Source organism: Aquirhabdus parva, from assembly GCF_003351745.1.
Taxonomy (GTDB): Bacteria; Pseudomonadota; Gammaproteobacteria; order Pseudomonadales; family Moraxellaceae; genus Aquirhabdus; species Aquirhabdus parva.
The window spans coordinates 3689747-3714311 of the sequence record NZ_CP031222.1 but is presented as its reverse complement, the minus strand read 5'-3'; the positions used below and the strand labels follow the sequence as shown (position 1 = coordinate 3714311).

Sequence of the window (24565 nt, the reverse complement as noted above, 5' to 3'; positions counted from 1 at the left end):
TAAGTATCGGTCAGGATTCTATTATTTGCCTAAATTGCCCACTGGTTCACCATCACTACTGTTTACAAAATCATCAACATCTTGATCAACGAAACTAAACCGTGGGACTTGCACACCGTTTTCTAAAACAATCGACTCAATAAACATCTCAAGAGGTCTCACCCAAAGACTATAGTCATCATATAAACAGCGGTAGACCACAAGCCACTCGCGCGTTTCAGAATGTCTCGCTGTGCCTAAGACCTGATAAAACTGTCCTTTATAATGGCGATAGCGACCGTTCTTGAGCGGTTCAATCGTTGAATCAGTATTTTCCAATCCATGCTGCATATTTTTACTCCGAAGTGATGATCTTAAAGAACCAAAAATAACGATCCATATTTATTCATCATCGATTTGCGCTAGAATTAACGCAATTTTGCACTGACATACGAATAAATTATGCCTACAAGCGCGTCACCCTCTTTCACAACCCGTAAACGCTGGGTTATCGGCAATTGGAAAATGAACCCCAATCTTGCTGCGGCTAAAAACCTGACCCAGGCACTGATCACAGAACTAAGCACTACGCCTATCCAACAATGTCAACTGGCCATTGCACCGACGCATTTACATTTAATCACAATTAGCAGCCTCATTCAGCACGCCAATATCCCTTCAAAGATTCAACTGGTTGCTCAAGACGTTGCGACCCAACGTCATACAGGTGCATTTACTGGCGACATTTCTGCAGATTTGCTGATAGATGCAGGTACGGAGTGGGTGATTGTCGGTCATTCAGAACGCAGAACATTACACCATGAAGACGAAGCACTGATCGAATTAAAACTTCGCGCTGCACTAGATGCCGGTTTAGGGGTCATTTGGTGTGTAGGCGAAACCCTCAGTGAGCGAGAATCTGGGCAGGCGACTGCTATAGTCACTGCGCAAGTGACTGCACATACTCAACTTTTAAGCATCATTGACCCACAAAAATTTATCTTGGCTTATGAGCCCGTTTGGGCAATTGGGACCGGTCGTACAGCAAGTCCAGAAGATGCACAGCAGATGCATGCCACGATTCGTCAAGTCCTCAGTCACATCCGTCCTGCGTTAAATGAGACGAGCCTACTTTACGGCGGCAGCGTAAAGTCGGATAATGCAGGATTACTTGCCCAGTGCCCGGATATCGACGGGGCATTGGTTGGTGGTGCAGCACTTGATGCTGATTCTTTTTTGCAAATCGCCAAAGCGTTTGATATCGCTTAAGCGTGGAGATGTAAACGTGGAAACGCTGGTACTGATATTACATATTTTAGTGGCATTGGGCATGATCGGTTTGATCCTGCTGCAACAAGGCAAAGGCGCAGAAGCTGGTGCATCTTTTGGTGCAGGCGCATCAAATACCGTATTCGGAGCATCAGGTTCAGCAAACTTCCTGACCAAGTCAACTGCGGTTCTGACCACCATCTTCTTTATCACCAGTCTGTCACTGGCAATTTTTGCCAAGCGTCATGCTGAATCGCTATTTAGCCTGCCAACACCAGCAACTAACTCGGCACCTGCGCCAGTAAGTACACCAACTCCTACAACTATTTCGACAAAGACCCCTTCCAATTCTTAATTGAATCCAGTAGACTTGTCGTCCTTCTTGCGGGGGTGGTGGAATTGGTAGACACGCTACCTTGAGGTGGTAGTGCTTAACGGCGTGGGGGTTCAAGTCCCCCCTTCCGCACCATGATATTTAGGTTTCAAAGTAAAAAGGTTAGTTGGTTGTTAATTAACCTTTTATAATCAATGAAATATAAATATCGGGCGTCAGCAAATTAAACGTTGACAGAAGGTAAGGATAGGCATACTATGCCGTCCAGTTGATGCGGGGTGGAGCAGTCTGGTAGCTCGTCGGGCTCATAACCCGAAGGTCGTTGGTTCAAATCCAGCCCCCGCTACCACTTATTTTGAAAGACACATTGAATGGACAGCACTGCTTACATTGATGTGATTTTTCTTACAGTTTCGTGCAGTAGCATTCAAATCAGCTATTATCGATTGCTTTCATTGTGGCAGTGATCCTTTATAATAGATGGTATTGAATGAACTGTTAAAAATGGGCTTCATGCCCATTTTTTGTTTTTGTCGTTCGTGATTTATGTCTTTATGCTTCTTTCAAACGAACGGCGTGATTGAACATATTTGACGACCGTACTTAACAAAAAGTTTAGACAAACCATGAAATTATCCCAAAAAACTCAAGCCTTATTTGATCTTATCCAACCCGCCGTTGCGGTGTGTGGTGTCGAACTATGGGGTCTAGAGTTCTTACCTCAGGGCAAACGCTCACTATTACGTATCTATATTGATCGTCCAGATACAGAAATCCCAGCATTGCCCACCGGTTTCTCCGTACCCGCATTGAATCCAGACCAAGATATTGCTGATGATGTCGTCGATAACAATGCACCGGACGAAGAACTAGATGAAGATGCGCCAGAGACAGGCCGCGGCATTGGTGTCCAAGATTGCGTCAATGTGACTCATCAAGTGAATGGTGTCTTGGATGTGCATGATCCAATCTCAGGTGAATATATTCTTGAAGTTTCCTCACCAGGTTGGGATCGTCCGTTCTTTACGCTTGCGCAAATGCAACCTTATGTCGGTCAAACCGTGCACTTAAGACTAATAGCACCGGTTGCTAATCGCCGTAAACTGACCGGTTTACTCAAAGCGCTAGAAAATGAGGTGCTCACGGTCGAGTTTGACGGTGTGACTGTCACAGTTGATGCGGATAATATTGATAAAGCTAATTTGGTGTTTGCACCTGTTTAATTCGCGTTTTGCAAAAAATTGATTGCGAACATGGATGTATGCTGTTGCTTCGTGAATGTTTTACAGTTTTTGATGTTATAAATTTTACTTAATATTTGTTTTCAAATAGTTTTCTAACTGCTTTTTTAAGATCATAAGGTGACCTATGAGTCGTGAAATTCTGACCGTCGTGGAAGTCGTCAGCAACGAAAAAGGCGTGAGCCGTGAGGCAATTTTCGAAGCGATGGAACAGGCGCTGGTTGCAGCAACCAAGAAAAAATTCTACGAACACGACGAAGTAGATCTGCGTGTATCGATTGATCGTAAAACCGGTGAATACGACACTTTCCGCGTATGGACTGTTGTTGCCGATGAAGATCATGAAATGCCTGGCCTACAAGATGCGATCAGTGATCTTGATCCAACGAAATGGAAAATCGGTGATGTGCGCGAAGAGCAAATCCCATCGATTGAATTCGGTCGTATTGCTGCCCAGATTGCGAAACAAGTTATCGTGCAAAAAATTCGCGAAGCTGAGCGTGCGATGGTTGCTGATGAATATGCAGAACGTGTTGGTGAGCTCATCTATGGCGAAGTAAAAAAGCAAACCAAAGACGGCTTCATCATCGATTTAGGCAATAACGCTGAAGGCTATTTGGCGCGTGAAGAAATGATTCCACGTGAAGTATTGCGTGCCAAACAACGCGTTACTGCGATTTTGTTTAGCGTCAATCGTGATGGTCGCGGTGCACAGCTGTTGTTGTCTCGTTCACGCCCAGAAATGCTGATTGCCTTGATGCGCAAAGAAGTACCTGAAATCAGTGAAGAAATCATTGAAATCAAAGGCGCTGCGCGTCAACCCGGTGTACGTGCCAAGATTGCAGTCAAAACCAACGATCATCGTATTGATGCGGTTGGTGCATGTATCGGGATGCGTGGTACACGTATCCAAGCGGTTCAGCAAGAACTGGAAGGCGAGCGCATTGACGTGGTTATCTGGTCTGATGATCCTGCACAATATATCGCCAGCGCCCTTGAACCTGCTGACGTATCAGGTATCGTATTGGATGAAGATGCACACAGTGCGGATATCATTTTTGCGGCCAGTGACCAATTGGCACGTGCCATCGGTACCCAGGGTCAAAACGTGCGTTTGGCATCTGAATTAACAGGTTATCGCCTCGACATGATGCTCGAAGACGAATACCGCGCTCGCCAACAATCTGAATCACAACAGTATGTTGACTTATTCATCCAGCGCTTGGAAATCGAAGAAGATTTGGCAACTGCGCTGGTTGAGCTTGGCTTTACTTCACTCGAAGAAGTGGCGTTTGTGCCTGCTGAAACCTTCCATGAAATTGAAGGTTTGGATGACGAGACGATCGCGGCACTACAAGCTCGCGCCAAAGATGCGGCACTTGCTGATGAATTGTTACAACAAGAAAGCATCCAAGACCCTAGCGAAGAATTGCTGGCGCTCGAAGGCCTGGATCGTGATCTTGCATTTAACTTGGCAGCACACGGCATTGTTACCGTTGACGACCTTGCAGACCAAGCTGTTGGCGATCTTGAAGATCTTGGCGTCGATACTGCGACCGCAGGTAAATTGATTATGAAAGCGCGTGAGTCTTGGTTTAACTAAGGCGCAAGTCTTCGTTCCCAGCTCTACGCTCTCGCTGAATAAGCATCATCGCGTGTAACGGGTTGTTCTTCGTTACACGCCACTACACAACTTGGAGTTGTACTGGCATGGTTTTTTTAATATGAGCGCCCAGCGCAGGTTATCTTTAAGGATGACCCCCATGATTTAACACGAATGATTTTGAATGATGTTTTGAGTATATAGGTAGGTAGCACCACATGGCGGATAAATCCGTAAACGAATTAGCACAACAAGTCGGCCGTCCAGTCGAAAAATTATTATCCCAATTGGTTGAGGCAGGCTTACCCGCGCGTGCTGCAACTGCGCTCGTCACTGAAAATGAACAAGAAAAACTGGTTGCTCACTTAAGACAGAGCCATGGTCAATCTGCGCCTGATACCACTCAAATCACATTAAAGCGTAAAACGCTCGGCACGGCCAAAGTGGCAAGCTCAAGCGGTAAAGCCAAAACCATTAATGTTGAAGTGCGCAAAAAGCATACTTTTGTTAAGCCTGATCTTGCGGCCCAAGCAGCGGAACGCGCCAAACTTGAATTAGAAGCAAAAGCGCGTATTCAAGCCAGCATTCAAGCCAGTGCCCAAGAAAAAGCGCAAGACGCAAAGCCTGCGGATGTGAAAGCAGCTGAAGAAGCAGCGGCGGTAGCGGCAGAAAAAGCACGTGCAGAAGCCGATGCTAAACATCAAGCAACGCTTGATGCAATGCGTCTGCAAAGCGACAAGAAAAATGTAGAGAAGAAAGAAGTTGTCGTTAAAAAACGCGCAGCTAAAATCGATGAAACACCAGAACAGAAGAAAGAGCGTGAAGCAGAAGCTGCTCGCCTAAAAGCAGCTGAAGAAGCGGCACGCCGTGCAGCAGCTGAAGCAGCACAACAACGTACGCTTGAACAAATGCGCCAAATGGCCAGCAAATATGCCGATGGCGCAGCTCCAGATCGTAAGATCGATGACACCGCACCACTGGCTGCGGGTCTCGTTGGTCGTGCATACGAAGAATCTTTTGATAAAGAAAATCGTGATATCAAACGTGGTGCAGCGACAGCGGCAGGCGCGGGTGCGGGCAAGGGTAAAGGACGTAATCGTTCAGGTCGTCAGGAAGAGCAATCTTTCCGCCAAACCCCACGTGGTCTGAAAACCAGCCAATCGAACAAACACGGTTTTGAAAAGCCTGTTGAAAAACAAGTTTATGATGTTCAAATCACTGAAAATATCGTCGTTGCCGATCTGGCGCAAAAAATGGCGGTTAAAGTTCGTGAAGTCATCAAGACCTTGATGAAAATGGGCGAAATCGTTACTCAAGATCAAACGATTGATCAATCTACAGCATCTTTGGTGGTTGAAGAACTCGGTCACAACCCTGTATTGGTCAGTGATACCGCCGTTGAAGACAAACTGATGGCTTCGGTTGCTGATCGCGGTAACGTGAAACTGCGACCTCCGGTCGTCACCATCATGGGTCACGTTGACCATGGTAAGACCTCACTGCTCGACTATATCCGCCGTACCAAAGTGGCGTCAGGCGAAGCAGGCGGGATTACTCAGCATATCGGTGCCTACCATGTAGAAACTGATCGTGGTGTCATCACCTTCCTCGATACCCCGGGTCACGCAGCATTTACCCAAATGCGCGCACGTGGTGCGAAAGCCACCGACATCGTGATTCTGGTGGTTGCAGCGGACGACGGCGTAATGCCACAAACCGCTGAAGCGATTGAACATGCCAAAGCGGCAGGTACACCAATCATCGTTGCGTTGAATAAAATCGACAAAGAAAGCGCTGATCCAGATCGCGTTCTGAACGAACTGTCTGTCAAAGGCGTCACCACAGAAGCATGGGGTGGGGATGTGCCTATCGCGCGTGTTTCTGCAAAAACCGGTGCGGGTATTGATGAGCTACTTGATCTGATCTCAATCCAAGCTGAACTGATGGAGCTCACTGCTTCTGAAGAAGGCGCGGCACAAGGGATCGTGATCGAAGCCCGTATCGACAAAGGTCGCGGCGCGGTTGCTAGCGTTCTGGTTCAAAAAGGCACGCTTAAAGTCGGCGACTTGCTCCTTGCAGGTTCTTTCTACGGGCGCGTCCGTGCGATGACCGATGAAAACGGCAAGCAGGTTAAATCTGCGGGTCCTTCAATTCCAGTTGAAATCCTCGGTTTACCCGATGCGCCGAATGCCGGTGATGAAATCCTTGTGGTTTCTGATGAGAAGAAAGCCCGTGAAGTGGCTGAATTCCGTGCTGACCGCGAACGTCAAAACAAAATCGATCGTCAATCTGCCATGCGCCTTGAAAACATCATGGCGGGTATGGGCAAGAAAGACGTACCTACCGTCAATATCGTCCTCAAAGCCGATGTACGTGGTTCACTTGAAGCACTTACTCATGCATTAAACGACTTGTCGATTGATGATGTGCGTGTACAGATCGTCGGTTCAGGTGTTGGTGCGATTACCGAATCAGACATCACACTGGCTGAATCAACTGGTGCGGCAATGCTTGGCTTTAACGTTCGTGCAGACAATGCCGCACGTCTAAAGAGTCAGGAAGATGGCATCGATCTGCGCTACTACAGCATCATCTATGAAATGATTGATGACGTAAAAGCAGCCATGAGCGGTAAGTTGGCGCCAGAACATCGTGAAAACATCTTGGGTATTGCCCAAGTCCGCGAAGTGTTCCGTTCAAGTAAGTTTGGTGCTGCTGCGGGTTGTATGGTGCTTGAGGGTGTCATCCATCGTAACCGCCCAATCCGCGTGCTGCGTGATGGCGTGGTGGTCTTCCAAGGCGAACTCGAATCATTGCGTCGTTATAAAGATGACGTCAATGAAGTTCGTGCAGGTATGGAATGTGGTCTGGGTGTTAAAGGCTACAAGGACATTCAAGAACTCGATCAGATCGAAGTCTTTGAAGTCCATGAGATTAAACGGAGTCTATAATGAGTCAGCGTCTACAGCGTATGGGTGATCAGGTACAACGCGAGTTGTCTGACCTCATTCGCATGGAACTCAAAGACCCACGTCTGGGTGGTGGCATGGTCACCATCTCTGGCGTGAAAATCAGCTCAGATCTGGGTTATGGCGATGTGTATGTGACGGTCATGGGTCGTGAATTAAATGACGACCTGACTGAACAAGCGCATCAAGAAACCCTAGATCTGTTGAACGGTGCCGCAGGATTCCTGCGTCAGGAACTGGGTCGTCGTATCAAGACCCGTTTCACACCGCGTTTGCGTTTTCATTATGACAAATCAACCGCGCATGGTAACTACATGGCGGATCTGATTTCTAAAGCCGTAAAAGATCTTCCAGCGGAAGATAGTTATGGGATTGATGAGAATGTAACTGAGCAGAAGTGATTGAAAGTGATTTAAAAAAACCGCCTTTAGCGCGGTTTTTTATTGGAACTCAGTAAGTCATTAAGGGAAAAAGCATTCTATTTCTCTTTACACTTCTTCAGACAATCAATGTATTCGAAATAAATAATATCACCTTGACACCAATCATAAGGTGGTCGTTTTCGTTTTTCTAAGATTTTATGACATCCACAATCCTCATCATCTTCTAATTCTATCCGTGTTACACATTATAAGCCTTGACCAGCAAGGCTTTCAGGCTTTGCAGCAGTGGTGTGTGATATTTTTTGGGTGAGGAACTCCCGCGGACGGGAGGTTTTTACATGGGATGGAAATGGGTAGAGAAGCTAAATTGACAAACTTCTAATCGACATTGCTATCAAGTTTTTCTCCGCAGAAAGGACAAAAATAAACCCTAAATTCTGAACTTGAAATGAACTCGCCAACTTCTTCAGCCTCATGTTTAACAGACGTTCTACAGGAGTAATCCATGAATCAGGACAGCATTGCTTATTTGTATGTGAGAAGCCGGATTGCCGAATACTTGATTGGGCAGCGTATCAACCCCCAGATAATCCAATGGCACGGCAAGAACACAGCACACTGGCGCAGCAGCGTCTGGCTTTGCAACTGGTCAATGATCTGGATGAGATTGAAAGAACCGTCAATTTCCATAAGCAGAAGTATCGGGAGGAACGGGACAAGAGATCAGAACCGCTGTAGAGATGCAGACACATTTTTAATCATATATCGTTCATGATTGATATGTGTAAAGATGGGTTTCATGCCTCTACCCATCTACGATTTCTGATAACTCTATTAACGGGAGAAGCTCCCTTTCGAAAGCAGGCTCGGCCAAGAAAAGTGCGGATTTGTATATGTCGGCAGTAGTTGCGATCAAACATAACCCTCACATCAAAGTGATGTATGAGCGGCTTTTATCAAACGGCAGATCGAAAATGGTTGGGGTGCAACGATGCCTAAGCTTGTGTATTTGTGCTATGTGAAGCATCAGATGCCTTATCAAGCTAATTATGACGTAAGATTAGCTTGATAAAACTTGACGTTGAAGACGGTATCTACGATTTCTACATTTTTAATCTTGCTTGGTTAAGAAGCTTCTTTAAAAACGCAAAAGCTCTATTAATATCATCTTCAATGTCGATACAGTCCTCAACTCCAGTGCACCAACTTAAAAAATCGATTAAGCAATTAATCTGTTTATCGTTCAAAGCTGCAAATCGTATGAGTGTATCATTCTCAAGCTGAGGGGCCGGCCCAAGATTAAAAACCAAAAAGTATGTTTCTTCTTGCGCATACGCCCAATCTTCCGTCAAACAATATTTAAGATAATGAGGCAGTACCCAACGAAAGGCTAAGGGTGAAAGTTCATATAGATTCTGATGCAAGAATCTAATTAGTTTATTATCAACGCTTAAATGTCGATAGACATTCAAGTATCGACGAACATCATCGCATAGTTCACAATCCTTCTGATGTACAGTTAACTCTGATGTGTCAGGCATTGGACTATCAGGAAATACATCATTTATTTCCTTTAAGAGTAAGTCTGTATTCATCATTTTTTGGAGCATGCGCATTTACGGGCAACCTCCCTTTCAGCAGCTTTAATTCTATTTTCAAGATCAACATAGAGCTGTGGACTATGTCGGTCATCGACACCATTGTACCATTTATTAGTGAAAGCCTTTCTTGAGCTTAGACACAACTCAGCCCTTTTTAGCTTCCGTTTAGCCTCCTCACATGGATCAGCTAATGGAGGGTCATTGTCATCACAATTCCTTTCATATTCTCTTTTATTAGAAATCTTTTCAATATTGTTGTCATTATAGTCATTGACATTGTGAGGGTTAGATAGTACAGCCCCAAGTCCTATAGCACCAACTGCATTAGCAATCGCAGAAGCTGCGGCAGCACATCCACCCCCTTCACATATAGCTGCCCCAATTTCGGGTAGGAAAGGAATCAGGAAAGCAAACTGCCCATCAGGATCAATTTTACTGTTTGGATTTCCACCCACATACCCGTATGTGTTGTTTCCTCCACTGAGCCCAATCGGATCACTCTCCACATACCTCCCAGTACTGGCATCATAATCCCTAAAGTAGTTATAGCTCGTACCTACTTCAGCATCATAGTACTGACCCGGCATACGAATCGGCATGGTAAATTTAATACCGTTGCCATCCACATCTTCATTCGGCAGCGTATCCCCAAATGCATCGCCTTCAAAGCGCCAAAGTACAGTCCGTGTATTCGTACCATCACCTTGACTAACTGCACGAACAGTACCTAAATGATCGGTATGGACACGTAGAAGTACACCCGGACGATCTTTACTCATCATTCCGACGATACGATCACCAAGCCAGAAGTATTCGCGAATCATGGCGCGATTCTGATCGTACTCACCAAGCAGATGACCATTTTCATCGTAGACAAAATAGATTTGGTTCAGACCCGCTTTCTTGCTGACACGTTCTCCAAGTCCATTGTAGCTATTATAGATCGTGGCGCCCGTGGCACTATTTTGAATGGTGATGGAACGTCCTGCCGCGTCATAGCTAAACTGATGTACGCCATCATTAACCAATTGCCCTGTCGGCAAATACGTCATGGTATTCGTCGTGCTATTTGCGGTGATGGTATTGATTCGATTGGTTGAATCTTGAATGCTATAGGTACTGCTGATTGCACTGCCGCCATTTGGAGTCAGGGTCTTAGAGGTACGATTGCTATTGGCATCGTAGCTATAACCCAGTGTTTGGTTTGCAAGCGTCTGTAGCGTTAAACGATCAAGCTTGTCATGGGTGTAGGACTGTGTGCCAATCCCTGCCAAGATGTCAGAAATCGTCAGGATACGATTACCTGCGTCATAGGTGTAACCCCGACCTAATACACCTGTTGATGTCACATTGGTCATGCGACCATCTAAGTCATAGCTGAAGGTATTGGTATCTGTTGCACCTGAACCAGAGGTAATCCATGTCCAGCCTACGATCCCCGTTGGGCCGTACTTCACATTGTTCAATAGCGTTGCTAAACCCAAAATGCTGACACTGGTTATTTTGCCATTGGTATAGGCATAAGAAATATGACGTCCGCTGGGCATGACAATATCGCTAATTTTATTGCCAGCCAGATACTTGTATTGGACGCGGAACGGGCTAGTTCCCACCGCCATCACTTTCTCTATAACATTACCCGCACTATCACGACTATAGCGCAGGGTGCTGGACGCATTCCCGACACTGGTTAGGTAACCTTTGCCATAAGTGCCTTGGTCATAGCCGTACTGAGTTGTGAGTGTACTTGTAGAGGCACCCGAATCAGTCCGTGTCGTTACACGCCCAATATCATCGTAGCCATAGGCGTGCGTCATGCTATTGCTATCCACCGCCGACATCAGACGTCCATTGGTATAACTACGTGTAGTCGTACCTGTGTCTGGGCTTACTTCCTTGGTGATTTCGCCAAAAGCATTGGGAGTATAGGTGGTCGTGTTATTACGTGCATCCGTGATGGTAAGGAGTTGATCCAAGGCGTTATAGCCATATTTAACGGTTTGTCCTAAAGCATCGACATCCGTCACTTTTCGGTTTAAAGCATCATACGTACTGCTTGTACTTCGGTTTAAAGCATCCGTCGTGCTGGTGAGATTATCTAAATTGTCATAACCATAAGTCGTGTTTTGCCCATTATTGCCCACGTCCTGTTGTACACGGCCCAAGGTATCAAAGATTTGCTGAGTTTTGACTTTGATATTGCCTGTAGGGTCTTGTATGGAGGTATTGGTGATATCGCCTGCGCCATTCAAGGTATAGGTAATGCTATTGCCTAAACTATCGGTTGCACCCACGAGACGATGAGCATCATCATAACTATAGGTGAGCGTTTCACCACTCGGCATGACGACCGAGGTTAATTGTCCAATTGGGTCGTAATAATACTTCGTGACGTCTACACGGGATGCCGTGGCTGTCAAAGGTTGAACGACGGATGCAGTAGTCGAGCCTGAGGCATCAAACGGCGAAGCTGATCCAATCAACTGACATAAGGCATTAATCAGATCAATGATCCACTGGGGCCAATGCGTCGATGTGGTGGAATCCGTAGCTTGATAAGGCGCGCTATAGACTGTTTCGCTGGATTGTTTAACTCGTGCAGCCTCATCAAAAACATAATCAACTTTATTACCATTTGGATAGGTGATCGTTGCAGCTGGACCTAAGAGGGTAAAGTTGCTATAGGTCGTGACATTGCCTAATGCATCAGTCACGGTGATTAAACGACCATTACTATCATAGGCATAGGTGGTTGTTTCACCTGCTGGCGTTTTCTCAGTGAGTTTTTGCCCGACCGTATTATAGGTATACGTCCATGTGCGGATAGTAAAGGGAGTCGTCGTCTTATCTGTAACGGTTTTGGTTAGTGCATTACCATTGTTGTCGTAGGTATAAGCCGTGGTTTTACCTGACTCAGTGATTAAAGTAGGAACGGGAAGGTTAGGGTCCCATTGCGTCGTGATGGTTCGTTCTTGAAGGGTTCCTACTGCTTCAGTACGGCTGGTTTCGAGGTTGCGGGTGAGGTCGTAGGTGTAGTTGGTGGTGATACCAAGATGATTATCTGAAGCAATATTCCCAGCAGCATCGTAGGTGTAATTATGTTCTTGAATAGTTGTACTACCACTATTCATCAACACTATTGTACCAACTACAGGGCTTCCTGAAGCGGTCGTAATGTAATAATTTTTAGTTAGACCATGTGGATCAGTGACTGCATTGTAACCATTGGCGTTATAACTGAGAGTATAACTCTCAACACCACCTGCCATTGAAGTTGAAATTCCGCGATCTGATGTATCATAGGCATAACTTTCATAGCGTGTACCTTTCTCATCAAGAATCCCTGTCAGGAGATTAGGATTACCTGATGGTGCAACAGTGCTGTTCTCACTATAAAGGTAGGTTTTTGTGCCATAACCAGGACGAATAATAGTACTTAAACGATTTTGTGTGTCATAGGTATAGGTAATAGTTCCGCCTGAAGGTAATGATATAGAAGTCAGTAGATTCAACGTATTATAGTGAAATCCCATGGTTTGACCAAAATTATCCACCACGGAACTTGGATCATAAAAAACGGTTCCACCGCTTGTTGCAGGGTAATTAACCGTAACATATTGACCATTTGCATATTTAATCTGAGTTAAGCGACCATTGGTATCATAAAGTTCAACAGTATTGTTTTTAATATTCAGAACTTGCCAGCTACCATCGGTAAGTTGAGATAATTTTAGTCCTTGATCTCTATCAATAAACCAACCATTAACTCCTGCAATTGTCGTATCTGTATATATACTAGACGCAGAGACTTGTAATCCGTTGCCACGAATTAGGATGACTTGCCCAGGTTGAGTGTAAATCAATTGTAGATTGTAGTTATGCGTCCATGTTTTGCCAAGTGAGGCAGAGTTGGGGCGTGGTTTAGATGAAGCAGGGCTGCCTGCGTCTCCACCTGCACCGCCATTTGTCCATGTAAAGTTTGGATCAAGCTGTGCAGTCGATAATTCTGGTATAAGACCTGAGCTAATACTGTTATATACGCGGTTAAATCGAAGTGGACCAACTGTCGCCGCCCAATCTTCTTGAGGTTTGAATTTATTTCCTGAAGTGATTGAGCATGGATTTTTTGTTGCAGGGCTAGATCTAATCTTACATTGAACTATAGGTTTAGGGATATAGCACCACATAGACGTCGGTGTTGTATCCGTTTTAGGCCTAATCCATAGCTGGGCACCTGCTGGGCAAATATAGGTATCCACATTACGGTTACGTGCATAAGTCCAACTATAATCCCAAGTATAGCCACTTACATCCTGAGTGGCTGGGCGTACAACTTTGAACTGGGCTAGCTTGCCTTGTCCTTGTATCTCGTTATTATTTAATCCACCAGTATATGACCATACAACGCCTGCTGGAGGAGGATTTCCATTAGGGTTACTTGGATTAACCGTATTAAAATCCCAACCTGGAGTAATCTGTGATGTACAGCTATATTTTAGACAATCTGATGGGAAAGTAGCCCAATGTTCCCAAATATATTGAGTTAAAGCATCTTCGCTTGCAAAGTTTTGATTGCCTGCATGATAAATCCAATCTGAAACTGGGTGACTCGCAGGAGTACATTCTAGCGCCTGCGCCCCGCCAAATCGAGCACATTGATCGGTAGGCCCGTTTGCATAAGTTGTATTAAATACTAATAGAGTACTGACTAATAACATCAAATGAAATATGAAGTATTTCGATAAATTTGAAATTCTAAGACTATTCGATAATTTTATTATTTTCATCCGTGTAGTTACTCTATGTCATTTTCTTAGTCTTTAAGTAACACAAAGCATGATCATGTATCAAGCAAATTTCATAAAATTTTTATCTAATTAGAAAACTTAATAGCTTGAAGTCAAAAAGAGAAATAAGAGTTAGTCGCTATGAGATGTTTATCTTTAGCGACCTCGAATTTTTTTTGACAATAGGTGATTACTTTTTAAATATTTATTAAATAAGCAATTTATGAGTACCCAATAAATCTAATTATTAACTAATCAGACTGCACTAGGCCTTAAAAGAACTTTCCTAAATTATTTAAAAAATAGTGATCAATTGACACCTCAAATATCAAAAAATGCCATTACACTTTTAGTATGAGGGTGATATATTCAAATCATTACGTAATTGACAACATATATTGTCAATTACCTTCAAACAGACTAGGCTGGAACCACCACTCACTCCATCATCACGACATTTTCTAATGAGGCGGGGACAATCATCATGAGCAAAGCACCTCAAAAATCAGCTCCAGCATCCCCAAAAACACCCGAATACCAAGCCATCATCGTCGGCACAGGATTTGGTGGGATGGGGGCCGCCATTCAATTGAATCGCTTAGGCATTACCTCAATTCTCATGCTGGATGAGGCCTCTGATGTGGGTGGGACGTGGCACCATAATAGCTATCCGGGCATTGCCGTCGATATTCCATCCGTCACCTATTCTTATTCCTTTGAGCCCAATCCTTATTGGTCGAGAATCTATGCACCGGGCCGAGAATTAAAAGCCTATGCACATCATGTGGCTCAAAAATACAATCTACGCCAGTACATGCGCTTTAATGCATTGGTTGAAAAATCAGTCTATGACGAAGAAGGTCAATTCTGGACCGTTTCCATCCAAGGGCAGGCCCCTGTCACAGCCCGTATTCTGATTCTTGCGACCGGCTTCCTCTCTCATCCGAAAATGCCGGATATTAAAGGCATTGAAAACTTTGCAGGTAAAGTCATTCACACCGCGCGTTGGGATCACACGTATGACCTTAATAGCAAACGTGCCGCGGTGATTGGTACGGGTGCGACCTCTGTGCAGCTCGTGCCTGAAATCGCACCAAAGCTTGCGCAACTGGATGTCTATCAGCGCACGGCGATTTGGGTCTCTCCCAAAAATGACTCCAAAATTGCAAAATCGATTCAAAAACTGTTTGCCAGCCTGCCCGAAAGTCAGAAGATCGCCCGCTTTGCGAGTTCAAGCGTGCTTGAGCTGATGATGGTGACAGGCGTGCTGCATAACAAACAGCTCAGTTTCCTCAATAAAAGCATTGAGTTCATGTGCCGCGCCCATATGCGTCGCGTGATTAAAGATCCGGTACTCCGTGAGAAGCTCACCCCGCATTATGACTTTGGCTGTAAACGCCCCACGTTTTCAAACACCTTCTATCCGACCTTTAATCGCAAAAATGTCGAGCTGGTCACAACCAGCATCGATCATATTGAAGCTGATGGTATCGTGACGCAGGATGGAGTCAAACGTAAAATCGATACCCTGATCTTGGCCACAGGATTTAAGGTCTGGGAGAAGGGCAATTTTCCAGCTTTTGATGTCATCGGCAAATCAGGCATAGAGCTCGGGGCATGGTGGGATGACAATGGTTTTCAATCCTATGAGGGATTAAGCGTGCCGAACTTCCCCAATTTATTTAATCTCCATAGCCCATATGCGTATTCAGGCTTCTCTTACTTCTCGGTGGTGGATTATCAGATGGCGCATATCGAACGCTGTCTGGGTGAGATGATTCGACTGGATGCGACCTCTTTTGAAGTCAATGCCGCTGCCAACAGTACATTTACAGATAGAATGAAGCATAAATTGGATAGCTCCATTTTTACCAATGGCAATTGTGCCTCTGCGAATAGCTATTACTTTAACCCGCAAGGGGAAGCGACATTACTGCGCCCAACAACCACATACAACGCCATGCATGCCAGTCATACCTTCCCTTTAAGCGACTATCAATTCGCGTAAACGACTTTGCTTGTGCAAGGATGACCTGATCAATATGTAGGATTCGAATGAGACTTTGAGTGTCGAGTCTTGCATCATGTATACTTTTGTATCATTCACTATTAATCACCCTTATACCCTCTATAGTTGCTTTAATCATTTGGTTAGAATCAAGCTCTCTAAGCGCATGTCTCATGTGCACCTCATATGAGCTGCCATATCGCTTGTCATTTTCAGGGTGAAATCATGACGTCCATATCCAAACTTTCATTATCTAAGGCATCATTATTCAAGGTCACACTCACACTTGCAGCAGGGCTATACGGCAGTGCAGCACTGGCTGCGATCCAAAGTAAAGAAATCCCATATACCGCTGCCGATGGCACCAAACTGGTCAGCTACTATGTCTATGATGATGCGATCAAGACCAAGCGACCAGGGATTTTGGTGGTCCATGAGTGGTGGGGACTCAACGATTATGCCCGTAAGCGTGCCACCCAACTGGCCAAGCTTGGCTATGCCGCACTGGCGATTGATATGTATGGAGACGGCAAACATACCGAAAAAGCCAGTGAAGCCATGGAGATGATGCATGGCGTGTTCAATGATGCCTCGACCTCCATGACCCGCGCTAAAGCAGGTTTAGAACTGCTTGAAGCTCAGCCTCAAGTGGATACCAGCAAGATTGGTGCGATCGGCTACTGCTTTGGCGGTAAGATCGTGCTCGATATGGCACGTGCAGGATTACCACTTGCGGGTGTCGCAAGCTTCCATGGGGTTCTTGCAACCGCAACGCCAGCACAAGCCAGCGTGGTCAAAGCCAAGATCCTCGTCTTGCATGGTGAGGCTGATACAATGGTGAAACCTGCGGAAGTAGATGCCTTTAAAGCAGAGATGAAAGCCGGAAACGTGCCTTATCAATTCATCAGCTATCCCAATGCCAAGCATGGCTTTTCAAGCCCTGCAGCAGATCGTTTAGGCAAAGAAAATATGATTGATGTCGGCTATAACGCGGCAGCCGATAAAAAATCATGGCATGACATGCGTGTATTCTTCAATTCAGTATTTGGTGAAAAGCACTAAGGGTTGATTGCTAGAAATAAAAAAGCCGTTGATTAACTCAACGGCTTTTTTAATACGATCAGATCTTAAAGACTGATATCTTTTGACTTATTTTTTGTCCGCAGGCGCTGCCGCCGCTTTATCGCTACCCGCTTTAATGACTTTGATTAACTCAACATCAAAGGTCAATACGCTGTTTGGTGGAATGGTGCTTGCACCGGTTTCGCCATAAGCCAGCTTAGAAGGGATATAGAAGCGATATTTAGCACCTTCTTTCATCAATTGCAGACCTTCGGTCCAACCTGGAATCACACCAGTCAGTGGGAAAGTCACCGGTTGACCACGTGCGATTGAACTGTCAAATACAGTACCATCGAGCATTTTACCTTCGTAATGCACTTGCACTTGGTCATCCGCTGTCGGCTGAGCGCCTGTGCCTTCTTTGATCACTTCGTACTGTAAGCCACTGGCTGTGGTTTTTACGCCAGCTTTTTTGCCATTTTCAGCCAAGAATGCTGCGCCTTTCGCTGCATTTTCGCTACCCAGCTTTTGAATTTCTTTCATCGCCTCAGCATCACGCTTTTCTTTATAGGCCATCAATGTTTTGCGCATTTCATCTTCAGTGAGCGCACTTGGCTTGTTGCCATAGCCATCACGGAAACCCGCAAAGAATTTTTCAATATCTAAATCATTGACGGCTTCTGAATTTCCTTTCCCCATCAAATAACCAAAGCTATAACCTACTTTTTGATTATCAGAACTTGTTGCAGTGACACCTGCTGATTTTACAGAGGATTTTTTTGCGGCTGGATCAGCAGCGTGCGCGAGCAATACCGGAGACAATGCACCTCCAGTTAACAGCACGGCAAGTGCAACAGGGATAAAACGACTCATATCAGTATTCCATTCATCTAAATTAATTGGGTTTCATGTGGATCATTTAGGGCAATTGTCCCATGACCGTTCATCGTAAATCTTCGCCAAGCTGACTTAATGTCAGACAAAGCGGTGAATCAACAGGTTATACATTGGATAACATCACAACGCACTAAATTAAAGCGTATCGTCAGAGTGCCGTATTTCAAGTCACAGCGCATGACGATGTTATTCAATATGACCCTACTTTGTCTGTAACTATTTTTTGAATGAGTGCTTTTTTTTCAGATTTTTTCATGACGTACGTGGCATAACGCGTCGTGATCAACGAAATTTTTGCTTTAGTTAGCAAAAAGTCTTCGTTGAAGTTTTTCTGGACTGTGGTTTGATGTGTTATGCATCAATGATCTGCAATCCTATTGCAAAACTGACTCTGATACTCATTGAGCAGATTAAGAATTTTTAGATATGGCGTACTCTTTGCATATCTATCAAAAATTCATGACCTGCTTAAAATATAAGCAACGAGTTGTCTATGAATGATGCTTTAAAAATTAATAATACATAAGTTTTTTTTATCACCACGCCGGAGTTCATCATGCCTACGAGAAAAGCTGCTGCACCAAAAGCTGCAACCGAAACAACCGTAAAAGAAGTGATTACTGAAACTGTTGAAAAAGAAGTCGCGAAGGCCGAAAGCCTCGTTGAAAGTCTGACTGAAAAAGCTGAGAAATTGGCTGATGACGTCACCACTTCTGCAACTGACTTGGTCAACAAAGTGACTGACTTGGTTCAAACCGAATCAAGCACCATCGTTGAAAAAGTAAAAAGCCTCATCGCTCAATTGCAAACCACTATCCACACAGAAAAATCATTCTCAGAAATCAGCGCTGAAGCAACTGCGTTGATCAAAGAAGTGCAAACTGGTGGTTATGAAGCGCTGAAGCATGACTATGCATTGCTACGCACTGCAGTGATCGAAAACTTCGAAACGCTTCAAGCGAACAGCAGCTTGAAAACTTTCGTAAACGAACTGATTGCAAAATTGCCATCAATCAAACCAGCAGCATAATCCCTCTGCTTTGATTCATGCCATAAAAAAGCCACTCTAATGAGTGGCTTTTTTTATACGAGCGGTATGATATTACCCTTTAAGCGCTAAAGGCTCAGGCAAAATATCAGCCAGAGCGCTACTCAATGCTTCTAGTGTATTGCCTTGTGTTGGGATCAGGGTCACATGACCAAGTTTACGGCCCACACGTTCTTCTTTACCATAAAAATGCAAATGCGCACCCGCCAACTTCAACACCGCATCCCGTGCAGGATGCTGACCAATGATATTGACCATCATACAGGGGCTAATCAATTCGGTTGAACCGAGTGGCAGTCCGGCAACAGCACGCATATGGTTTTCAAACTGCGAACAGACCGCGCCCTCAATACTCCAGTGACCCGAGTTATGCACGCGTGGTGCCATTTCATTGGCAAACAAGCCTTCTGGGGTAACAAACAACTCTAAAGTCAGCACGCCGACGTAGTTCAAATGATTCAATAAACGGGTGATATAGTCTTGCGCAATCGGTTGTAAATCGGTGCTGTTCGGTGCAGGTACGATTGAATGCGACAAAATACCATGATGGTGATGGTTTTCAGTCAAGGGCCAAGTGCGTACTTCGCCATCTTGTCCACGAACCGCAATAATCGACACTTCACGAACAAAGGGCACAAAGGCTTCGGCGATCAATAGCTTTGCGGCTCCGAGCTCCTGCCATGCCTGACTGACTTGCGCTTCCTCGCGGACCACGAATTGGCCTTTGCCATCATAGCCGCCAGAGGCGGTCTTCACGACTAAAGGCAAACCCATGCTGACTGCCGCTTGACGTAAGTCAGCCTCTGACTCAACGCGTTGATAGGGCGCGACAGGGATAGCCAACTGATCAAAAAGCGCTTTTTCGGACAAACGATTTTGCGCAGTGGCCAGCGCCACACGAGGCGGGTAGAGTGCTTTTTGCGTGAGTAGAGCATCCGCATCTGTAAGTGATGTATTCTCAAACTCAAGCGTAAAGACATCCGCACTGTCGATAAAATCTTGCAGCGCATTGGCTTGAGTCGAATCAAACACCGCACCTAAATCCTTGGAAGGGCAATCAATTCCAGCTTCAAAGAAAGTGCAGGTGAGATTTAAAGGCAGCGCAGCCTGAGCCAGCATACGTCCCAGCTGACCGCCCCCAAAAATTCCAATGTTTTCGACTTGAACTTTACTCATAAACTCAAATAACCCATCTTCAGCATGACACAGTTAAAATCATAAAATTATATAAAACGGATCGTTACGCACCAATAGACGCTTAACCGACTTGTCCAGGTATAGGATTGGCCCGCACTTTTTCGGTTTGTTGAACACGGAACGCCGCCACAGCTGCCGCCACTTTGGCATCACTGAGGCCGATGATCTGTGCCGCTAATAGTCCCGCATTGGTCGCACCCGCTTTACCAATCGCCAGCGTTCCCACCGCGATCCCCGCAGGCATTTGTACAATGGACAGCAATGAATCAACACCGTTTAAAATCGAAGACTGCACTGGCACACCCAGTACTGGTAAGTCAGTCTTTGCTGCACACATGCCCGGCAAATGCGCCGCACCGCCTGCACCGGCGATAATGACTTGAATACCGCGTTCGCGTGCAGTTTCGGCATAGTCAAATAAACGATCTGGCGTGCGATGCGCAGAAACGACCTCACATTCAAAGGCCACGCCCAATTGCGTCAGCATCACTGCCGTGTGCTCAAGGGTCGCCCAATCCGACTGTGAACCCATAATGATTCCAACCACAGGCGCAGTAGTCGAAGACGGATTTGTTGAAACAGGATCAGCATGAGTCATGGCGTTTTATCGTGCAAATAGACTTGAAAAATAGACCGCGTAGTTTGACGTATTTAACGCCATGAACCAAGCATTAGGTGACATTTAGCCTATTTTTTGATTGTTTTTTTATGAATTAAGCAATATTCAGTGCGTTTTGACCCTCTAAGCACTGCGAAAGACAAAGAATACCGCGCCAAACAAACACAATGCGGCCCACAAATAATCTAAACGAAAGGGTTGCTTAAAGAGCAGCAACATAAAGGGGACAAACACCAGTAGCGTAATGACCTCTTGGCTGATTTTCATCTGACCTAGACTAAAACCACGCGCCTCCAATAAACGATTGGCAGGAACCATGAACAGATATTCAAAAAAGGCCAAACCCCAGCCCATGAGTACCGCCTGCCACAACGGCGCATCATGCAAAAACTTGAGATGCCCATACCACGCCATGGTCATGAACACGTTCGATAGAATAAGCAATAAAAAAGGCGCATACGGCTGCTGGAAAAAAACACTCAACATGGCACAAACTCAACGGATTAATAACATCGGAAATCGCCTATATTTGGCGTAAGTGGTGAGAACATCTACAGTGAAATAGTATCTTTTAGCAGCATGTCTTGCTATCGTGCTGTCCAATTAAATTCATCTGTTTTATCCAATGACTTCAGGGTGAGAATGACGCGAAGCATTCCGCCAATAGTCACTGAATAGGCGCAAAGAACGGCATATAGAGGAGCGGTTATGCATCTGCATATTTTGGGTATCTGTGGCACATTCATGGGATCACTGGCATTGCTCGCACGCGAGCTAGGTCATACCGTGACAGGATCAGACCAAAATGTCTATCCGCCAATGTCCACTCAGCTCGAAAATGCAGGCATCGCACTCATGCAAGGCTATGAAGCCAGTCATTTGCAACCGCATCCTGATCTGGTGATCGTCGGCAATGCACTCAAGCGTGGGATCCCTGCAGTGGAGTACATGCTGGATGCTGGCCTTGCGTATACCTCAGGCCCCGCTTTCCTTGCAGATCATGTTTTACCTAATCGTCATGTACTGGCTGTCGCTGGTACACATGGTAAGACCACTACCACTACTATGCTGGCTTGGATCTTAGAGCAAGCAGGGCTTAACCCCGGCTTCTTGATTGGTGGCGTGCCGCTGGGCTTTAGTCAAAGTGCACGGGTGGGTGGCGGTAAAGACCAAGCAAAAAATTATTTTGTGGTAGAAGCGGATGAATACGACTCTGCATTTTTTGATAAGCGCTCCAAGTTTGTCCACTATCACCCACGCACCGTGATTTTGAATAATCTGGAATTTGATCATGCCGACATCTTTGATGATCTAGCCGCGATTCAAAAGCAGTTCCATCATCTCGTACGCACCATCCCACAAAGCGGACAGATTATTTTGCCACAAGGCATCCCGGCACTGGATGATGTCCTTGCTATGGGCTGCTGGACGCCAGTCACCAAGACCGCGATTCAATCCACACCAGCGGCAAGCCCTGATGCACAGGTTGAATGGCAAGCGATCCTTCTGTCTGAGGATGGCAGTGCATTTGACGTGCACTATCAGGGTCAAAAAGTCGGTACCGTCACGTGGTCCATGACCGGTTTACATAGCGTCGCCAATGGCATCGCCGCAATTGCTGCTGCACATCATATCGACATTGATCCCGCCACAGCCAGCCTCGCTTTATCCAACTTTGGCGGCGTGAAGCGTCGTATGGAGTTGCTCGGTACGGTACGCGGTATCGATGTCTATGATGACTTTGCGCATCATCCGACCGCGATTGAAACAACCCTTGATGGCATCCGAAAAAAAATCGGCAACCGCCGTCTATGGGCAATCATCGAGCCACGTTCAAACACCATGCGCATGGGAAATTTCAAATCCCAGCTCGCCGAATCTGCAAGGGTCGCTGATCAGGTCATTTGGTACCAACCTGCTGGACTCGACTGGGATCTACAACCGGTGGTTGATGCCGCACCCAATGCGGCCCAAGTTGCTAATGATCTGGACAGCATCATTCAGCGTATAACCACAGAGGCAACCACTGACGATGTGGTAGTGATTATGTCAAATGGCGGTTTTGGTGGATTGCATCAAAAAATTCTTGCTGCGCTTGCCTAAGCGCAGAGTTTTTTTAGCCTGATGAATCAATGCAGTTTTCTGACTATTCATTTGCAAAAATAATACTTATCCATCTGCAATAACACGCTAATGTAATGATGAACAGCGCATGATATGCGCTGCATGCTATACGTTTTAAAACAATGCTTCCTAACAATGTGTCAAAACTCATATCAGGAGAACTAAAATGGAAGGGCATGGCATTATTTATACGATCGTCATCGGTTTTATCATTGGTTTACTGGCACGTGCGATCTATCCTGGCAGCCAAAAAGCCGGAATCATTGTGACCATCGTTTTGGGTATTGTAGGTTCCTATGTAGCCAGCTTTGTCGGCGCATCACTGGGGTGGTATCACGATGGTCAAGCCGCAGGCTTCTTTGGTTCCATCGTCGGTGCATTGATTGTTTTGGCGGTTTATTTCTTTGCACTTAAGCTGTTTACCAAGTCATCCTAAGCGCTGGTGATTGAAATAAAGCGGCTCTTGTTAGCCGCTTTTTTATGGTCTCGTTCTTTTAATATACTCATTCATATCAATAAAAAAATCACCGTTGTTAACCAGTTGCTCCTAAATCATTAAATCGCTTATCGATATTTAAACTTGTTATTTCATTATTTCTGTCGATCCACATAGACTGTTTTTTAACTTGTTATAACAAGATTGAAAATCGCTATGGACACCCCCCTGATCAAATTAAAGCCTCAGAATTCCGCATCGCTCTATGCACAGCTCCGTACTGAACTACGCGCGCAGATTCTTGATGGTAGCTATCCGCCTTTAAGTCAGATGCCTTCTGAAAATGAGCTCTGCAACCGCTTTCAAGTCAGTCGCATCACCGTACGTCAGGCGCTCGGTGATCTGCAAAAGGAAGGGCTGATCTTTAAGATTCATGGCAAAGGCACGTTTGTGGCCAAACCTAAAGCCTTCCAAAATGTCAGTCGTCTGCAAGGCTTTGCGGAAGCCATGTCCAGCATGGGCTATGAAATCCTCAATAAATTGCAAAGTTTCAGTTTTGTACCTGCAACATCACACGTTGCGTCAAAACTACAAATCCCTGAAGGTCGCATCGTCACGGAAATCAAACGTGTGCGTTTACTCAACCGCGAGCCAGTGTCGTTAGAAGTAACCTACGTCCCCGAAGAAATCGGCAAGCAACTGCAAAAAGCCGATCTGATCACACGGGACATCTTCATTATTCTCGAAAACGACTGCGGGATCGCGCTGGGTCATGCGGATCTCAGTATCGATGCCGTTCTGGCCGATGAGGATTTGAATAGTGCTCTCGGCATTGAAGAAGGTTCACCGATTCTGCGCATCGAACGCCTCACCCACGATGCCAAAGGACAACCCATCGACTTCGAATATCTCTATTTCCGTGGTGACGCCTTCCAATATCGCTTGCGTGTTGATCGCCAAGCTAATCCACCAGCCACGCATGCCGAGACATCTCATGACCAATAATGC

The 24565-nt window shown here is 45.5% G+C and carries 20 protein-coding genes and 2 tRNA genes; 15 read left to right on the top strand and 7 right to left on the bottom strand.

Features of this window, described 5'->3' with window-relative positions; genetic code table 11:
• Window positions 1-21 precede the first annotated feature (21 nt).
• Entirely contained in the window at window positions 22-330 is a 309-nt protein-coding gene (locus HYN46_RS16755) for a DUF1653 domain-containing protein (RefSeq protein WP_114900448.1), read from the bottom strand.
• Window positions 331-441: 111 nt separating this feature from the next.
• On the opposite strand from HYN46_RS16755, the gene tpiA reads away from it, so the two are divergent.
• The 9 genes from tpiA (at window position 442) to HYN46_RS16710 (ending at window position 8516) form a co-directional block, all read left to right on the top strand.
• Window positions 442-1248, top strand: a complete 807-nt coding sequence (tpiA, locus tag HYN46_RS16750) for a triose-phosphate isomerase (RefSeq protein ID WP_114900447.1) — start codon at window positions 442-444, stop codon at window positions 1246-1248.
• A 16-nt stretch (window positions 1249-1264) separates the two neighbouring features.
• Entirely contained in the window at window positions 1265-1603 is a 339-nt protein-coding gene (secG, locus tag HYN46_RS16745) for a preprotein translocase subunit SecG (protein WP_114900446.1), read from the top strand.
• A gap of 29 nt (window positions 1604-1632) precedes the next feature.
• Window positions 1633-1717: transfer RNA gene (locus HYN46_RS16740), tRNA-Leu, on the top strand.
• Window positions 1718-1854: 137 nt separating this feature from the next.
• Window positions 1855-1931, top strand: a tRNA-Met gene (locus HYN46_RS16735).
• 277 nt (window positions 1932-2208) lie between these two features.
• Window positions 2209-2805, top strand: coding sequence for an LSm family protein (locus HYN46_RS16730; RefSeq protein WP_114900445.1), 597 nt, complete (start codon window positions 2209-2211; stop codon window positions 2803-2805).
• 145 nt (window positions 2806-2950) lie between these two features.
• The gene (nusA, locus tag HYN46_RS16725; protein ID WP_114900444.1) at window positions 2951-4426 is read left to right on the top strand and encodes a transcription termination factor NusA; all 1476 of its coding nucleotides are present in this window, start codon (window positions 2951-2953) and stop codon (window positions 4424-4426) included.
• 218 nt (window positions 4427-4644) lie between these two features.
• Window positions 4645-7377, top strand: coding sequence for a translation initiation factor IF-2 (infB, locus tag HYN46_RS16720; protein ID WP_114900443.1), 2733 nt, complete (start codon window positions 4645-4647; stop codon window positions 7375-7377).
• Complete coding sequence (locus HYN46_RS16715; protein ID WP_114900442.1) at window positions 7377-7796, top strand: ribosome-binding factor A; 420 nt, start codon at window positions 7377-7379, stop codon at window positions 7794-7796. Before infB ends, HYN46_RS16715 begins: the two co-directional genes overlap by 1 nt.
• Window positions 7797-8252: 456 nt before the next feature.
• Window positions 8253-8516, top strand: a complete 264-nt coding sequence (locus HYN46_RS16710) for a hypothetical protein (protein ID WP_114900441.1) — start codon at window positions 8253-8255, stop codon at window positions 8514-8516.
• Between the two features lie 365 nt (window positions 8517-8881).
• On the opposite strand, the gene HYN46_RS16705 is transcribed toward HYN46_RS16710, so the two are convergent.
• Together HYN46_RS16705 and HYN46_RS16700 are read right to left on the bottom strand one after the other, a co-directional pair.
• Entirely contained in the window at window positions 8882-9394 is a 513-nt protein-coding gene (locus HYN46_RS16705; protein WP_114900440.1) for a DUF6714 family protein, read from the bottom strand.
• Window positions 9373-14097: an RHS repeat-associated core domain-containing protein gene (locus HYN46_RS16700; protein ID WP_162818276.1), complete on the bottom strand. Its 4725-nt coding sequence runs from the start codon at window positions 14095-14097 to the stop codon at window positions 9373-9375. Before HYN46_RS16700 ends, HYN46_RS16705 begins: the two co-directional genes overlap by 22 nt.
• A gap of 553 nt (window positions 14098-14650) precedes the next feature.
• Here HYN46_RS16700 and HYN46_RS16695 point away from each other — a divergent pair.
• Both HYN46_RS16695 and HYN46_RS16690 read left to right on the top strand, forming a co-directional pair.
• Window positions 14651-16174: a flavin-containing monooxygenase gene (locus tag HYN46_RS16695; RefSeq protein WP_114900438.1), complete on the top strand. Its 1524-nt coding sequence runs from the start codon at window positions 14651-14653 to the stop codon at window positions 16172-16174.
• Between the two features lie 225 nt (window positions 16175-16399).
• Window positions 16400-17236, top strand: a complete 837-nt coding sequence (locus tag HYN46_RS16690) for a dienelactone hydrolase family protein (RefSeq protein WP_114900437.1) — start codon at window positions 16400-16402, stop codon at window positions 17234-17236.
• An 87-nt stretch (window positions 17237-17323) separates the two neighbouring features.
• Here HYN46_RS16690 and HYN46_RS16685 read toward each other — a convergent pair whose 3' ends face one another.
• A complete protein-coding gene (locus HYN46_RS16685; protein ID WP_114900436.1) occupies window positions 17324-18109 on the bottom strand; it encodes an FKBP-type peptidyl-prolyl cis-trans isomerase in 786 nt (261 codons plus the stop codon).
• A 580-nt stretch (window positions 18110-18689) separates the two neighbouring features.
• On the opposite strand from HYN46_RS16685, the gene HYN46_RS16680 reads away from it, so the two are divergent.
• Entirely contained in the window at window positions 18690-19163 is a 474-nt protein-coding gene (locus HYN46_RS16680; protein ID WP_114900435.1) for a hypothetical protein, read from the top strand.
• A gap of 72 nt (window positions 19164-19235) precedes the next feature.
• On the opposite strand, the gene HYN46_RS16675 is transcribed toward HYN46_RS16680, so the two are convergent.
• The 3 genes from HYN46_RS16675 to HYN46_RS16665 form a co-directional block, all read right to left on the bottom strand.
• Complete coding sequence (locus HYN46_RS16675) at window positions 19236-20357, bottom strand: 5-(carboxyamino)imidazole ribonucleotide synthase (RefSeq protein WP_114900434.1); 1122 nt, start codon at window positions 20355-20357, stop codon at window positions 19236-19238.
• Window positions 20358-20439: 82 nt separating this feature from the next.
• On the bottom strand, window positions 20440-20976 hold the full coding sequence (gene purE, locus HYN46_RS16670) for a 5-(carboxyamino)imidazole ribonucleotide mutase (RefSeq protein WP_114900433.1): 537 nt from the start codon (window positions 20974-20976) through the stop codon (window positions 20440-20442).
• A gap of 144 nt (window positions 20977-21120) precedes the next feature.
• On the bottom strand, window positions 21121-21483 hold the full coding sequence (locus HYN46_RS16665) for a DMT family protein (protein WP_114900432.1): 363 nt from the start codon (window positions 21481-21483) through the stop codon (window positions 21121-21123).
• A 222-nt stretch (window positions 21484-21705) separates the two neighbouring features.
• Between HYN46_RS16665 and mpl the strand changes: the two genes are divergently transcribed.
• The 3 genes from mpl to HYN46_RS16650 all read left to right on the top strand — a co-directional run bounded on the left by mpl (window position 21706) and on the right by HYN46_RS16650 (window position 24562).
• Window positions 21706-23100 carry a UDP-N-acetylmuramate:L-alanyl-gamma-D-glutamyl-meso-diaminopimelate ligase gene (gene mpl, locus HYN46_RS16660; RefSeq protein WP_114900431.1) on the top strand — a complete coding sequence of 465 codons (1395 nt, stop codon included), beginning with the start codon at window positions 21706-21708 and terminating at the stop codon, window positions 23098-23100.
• Window positions 23101-23287: 187 nt separating this feature from the next.
• The gene (locus HYN46_RS16655) at window positions 23288-23557 is read left to right on the top strand and encodes a GlsB/YeaQ/YmgE family stress response membrane protein (protein ID WP_114900430.1); all 270 of its coding nucleotides are present in this window, start codon (window positions 23288-23290) and stop codon (window positions 23555-23557) included.
• Window positions 23558-23773: 216 nt separating this feature from the next.
• Window positions 23774-24562 (top strand): GntR family transcriptional regulator, encoded by a 789-nt coding sequence (locus tag HYN46_RS16650; RefSeq protein ID WP_114900429.1) that lies wholly within the window; start codon window positions 23774-23776, stop codon window positions 24560-24562.
• Window positions 24563-24565: the final 3 nt, after the last annotated feature.

Excerpts from the sequence above, each read along its gene's own strand:
- purE (WP_114900433.1), bottom strand. The coding sequence starts at position 20,976 with ATGACTCATGCTGATCCTGTTTCAACAAATCCGTCTTCGACTACTGCG.
- HYN46_RS16650 (WP_114900429.1), top strand. The coding sequence starts at position 23,774 with ATGGACACCCCCCTGATCAAATTAAAGCCTCAGAATTCCGCATCGCTC.
- mpl (WP_114900431.1), top strand. The coding sequence starts at position 21,706 with ATGCATCTGCATATTTTGGGTATCTGTGGCACATTCATGGGATCACTG.
- HYN46_RS16655 (WP_114900430.1), top strand. The coding sequence starts at position 23,288 with ATGGAAGGGCATGGCATTATTTATACGATCGTCATCGGTTTTATCATT.
- nusA (WP_114900444.1), top strand. The coding sequence starts at position 2,951 with ATGAGTCGTGAAATTCTGACCGTCGTGGAAGTCGTCAGCAACGAAAAA.
- HYN46_RS16755 (WP_114900448.1), bottom strand. The coding sequence starts at position 330 with ATGCAGCATGGATTGGAAAATACTGATTCAACGATTGAACCGCTCAAG.
- HYN46_RS16680 (WP_114900435.1), top strand. The coding sequence starts at position 18,690 with ATGCCTACGAGAAAAGCTGCTGCACCAAAAGCTGCAACCGAAACAACC.
- HYN46_RS16685 (WP_114900436.1), bottom strand. The coding sequence starts at position 18,109 with ATGAGTCGTTTTATCCCTGTTGCACTTGCCGTGCTGTTAACTGGAGGT.
- HYN46_RS16690 (WP_114900437.1), top strand. The coding sequence starts at position 16,400 with ATGACGTCCATATCCAAACTTTCATTATCTAAGGCATCATTATTCAAG.
- HYN46_RS16710 (WP_114900441.1), top strand. The coding sequence starts at position 8,253 with ATGTTTAACAGACGTTCTACAGGAGTAATCCATGAATCAGGACAGCAT.
- HYN46_RS16730 (WP_114900445.1), top strand. The coding sequence starts at position 2,209 with ATGAAATTATCCCAAAAAACTCAAGCCTTATTTGATCTTATCCAACCC.
- HYN46_RS16700 (WP_162818276.1), bottom strand. The coding sequence starts at position 14,097 with ATGTTATTAGTCAGTACTCTATTAGTATTTAATACAACTTATGCAAAC.
- HYN46_RS16665 (WP_114900432.1), bottom strand. The coding sequence starts at position 21,483 with ATGTTGAGTGTTTTTTTCCAGCAGCCGTATGCGCCTTTTTTATTGCTT.
- tpiA (WP_114900447.1), top strand. The coding sequence starts at position 442 with ATGCCTACAAGCGCGTCACCCTCTTTCACAACCCGTAAACGCTGGGTT.
- HYN46_RS16695 (WP_114900438.1), top strand. The coding sequence starts at position 14,651 with ATGAGCAAAGCACCTCAAAAATCAGCTCCAGCATCCCCAAAAACACCC.
- HYN46_RS16715 (WP_114900442.1), top strand. The coding sequence starts at position 7,377 with ATGAGTCAGCGTCTACAGCGTATGGGTGATCAGGTACAACGCGAGTTG.
- infB (WP_114900443.1), top strand. The coding sequence starts at position 4,645 with ATGGCGGATAAATCCGTAAACGAATTAGCACAACAAGTCGGCCGTCCA.
- HYN46_RS16705 (WP_114900440.1), bottom strand. The coding sequence starts at position 9,394 with ATGCGCATGCTCCAAAAAATGATGAATACAGACTTACTCTTAAAGGAA.
- HYN46_RS16675 (WP_114900434.1), bottom strand. The coding sequence starts at position 20,357 with ATGAGTAAAGTTCAAGTCGAAAACATTGGAATTTTTGGGGGCGGTCAG.